The organism is Streptomyces corynorhini, assembly GCF_003346515.1.
Lineage (GTDB): Bacteria > Actinomycetota > Actinomycetes > Streptomycetales > Streptomycetaceae > Streptomyces > Streptomyces corynorhini.
This window is the reverse complement of the sequence record NZ_QQNA01000444.1, coordinates 1-2,119: the sequence shown is the minus strand read 5'-3', so window position 1 is coordinate 2,119 and position 2,119 is coordinate 1. Positions and strand designations below refer to the sequence as shown.

General features: G+C 72.7%; 1 protein-coding gene. It reads left to right on the top strand.

Annotation, left to right across the window (positions count from 1 at the left end):
- Positions 1–71: 71 nt before the first annotated feature.
- Positions 72–2,119, top strand: a 2,048-nt coding sequence (locus DVH02_RS34265; RefSeq protein WP_147286213.1) for a dolichyl-phosphate beta-glucosyltransferase, incomplete at its 3' end; no start/stop codon positions are given.

Genomic DNA, 2,119 nt, shown 5'->3' with positions numbered 1-2,119 from the left:
CGGACACGGGCACGGACACGGGTACGGACACGGGTACGGACACGGGTACGGACACGGGTACGGGTACGGGTGTGGGGAAAAGCGGCCGTACCGGCGACCTCGACCTCGGCCTCACCGTCGTCGTCCCCGCCTACAACGAGGAGCACCGCCTCCGCCCCACCCTCGACGCCGTCGTCGCCCATCTGCGTGCCGACCAGGACCGCTGGGGCCGCTGGGAGCTGATCGTCGTGGACGACGGCTCGACCGACCGTACGGCCGCCATCGCGGCCGAGGCCGCCGCCGCCGAGCCGCGCATCCGCGTGCTGGCGGGCCACGGCAACCACGGCAAGGGCCACGCCCTGCGCCAAGGCGTGCTGGCCTCACGCGGGCGGCGCGTACTGCTGACCGACGCCGACCTCGCCACCCCGATCGCCGAGCTGGACCGCCTCGACGCGCAGCTCACGGCGGACGGCGGCGACGGCGCGGCGATCGGCTCGCGCGCGCACCCGGACGCGCGCATAGAGGTACGGCAGCTCGCGCTGCGCGAGTGGCTCGGGCGCCTGGGCAACCGGCTGATACAGCGGGTCGCGGTCGACGGCATCAACGACACCCAGTGCGGCTTCAAGCTCTTCGAGGGCGACCGGGCGCGCGCGGCCTTCGCGGACTCACGGCTGGACGGCTGGGGCATCGACGTCGAGATACTGCGCTTCTTCCGGCGGTCGGGCCGGCCCGTGACGGAGGTGCCGGTGCGCTGGTCGCACCAGCCCGGGTCGAAGGTACGGCCGCTGGACTACGGCAGGGTGCTGCTGGAGCTGGTACGGCTGAGGCTGGGACCTGGCGCTCCCGGCCACGGCTTCAACCGCCCCCGCCCCCGCCTCCGCGCCGATCTGACCGTCGTCGGTCTCTTCCTCCTCGCCTCGCTCTTCCTCTACAAGGGCCTGTGGGCCGACCTCGGCCACGCGTACCTCGCCGACGCGGGCTCGGACCAGAACCAGTGGGAGTGGTTCTTCGCGGTCACCGCCGACAACGTCGCGCATCTGCGGAACCCGCTGTTCACGACGTACCAGAACTTCCCCGACGGCGTGAACCTCATGGCCAACACCGTCATGCTCGGCCTCTCCGTCCCCCTCACGCCCCTCACGCTCACCCTCGGCCCCGTCGTCACCTGGGCGCTCGTTCTCACTCTCGGGCTGACGGCCACGGCCTGCTCCTGGTACTGGCTGTTCGCGCGCCGCCTCACCCGTAACCGCCCGGCCGCAGCCGTCGGCGCGGCCCTCGCCGCCTTCGCGCCGCCGATGATGTCGCACGCGAACGCGCACCCCAACTTCCTCGCGCTGTTCATGATTCCGGTGATCATCGACCGGACGCTGCGGCTGTGCGACGCAGGGAAGGGGAGGAACGGCGGGGCGGGTGCGGACGGGACGAAGGTCGTACGGGACGGCGTCCTGCTCGGCCTCCTCGCCGCGTACCAGGTCTTCCTGGGCGAGGAGCCGCTGCTGATCGCGGCGATGGGGACGCTGCTGTTCGTCGGCGCGTACGGCGTCGTACGGCGCGACGTGGCACGGGCGGCGCTGCGGCCCCTGCTGCGCGGGGTCGGGTGGGCGCTGCTGGTCTGTCTGCCGCTGGTCGCGTTCCCGCTGGGCTGGCAGTTCTTCGGCCCGCAGAGCTACCACAGCGTGCTGCACGGCGACAACGCGGGCAACAGTCCGCTCGCCTTCCTGGAGTTCTCCGGGCGCGCGCTGTTCGGCGACGAGACGACGGCCGACGGCCTCGCGATGAACCGCACAGAACAGAACGCCTTCTACGGCTGGCCGTTGATCTCCCTGGCCGTCGGCCTCGTGGTCTGGCTGTGGCGGCTGACGGTGGTCAGGGCGCTGGCCTTCACGGCGCTGGCGGCGGCGCTGCTGTCGCTGGGGCCGAAGGTCCGTATCCCCTTCACGGACGTGGTGCTGCCGGGACCGTGGCGCGCCCTCGCGCACCAGCCGCTGTTCGAGTCGGTCATCGAGTCCCGGGTGGCGATGATCTGCGCCCCGGCGCTGGGCGCCCTGCTGGCGCTGGCGGTGGACCGGCTGGTGGACGCGCGGGCGGCGGCGGGGGAGCGGGTTCCGGAGCGCAACCGGGACCTCGGGGACCTCGGGGA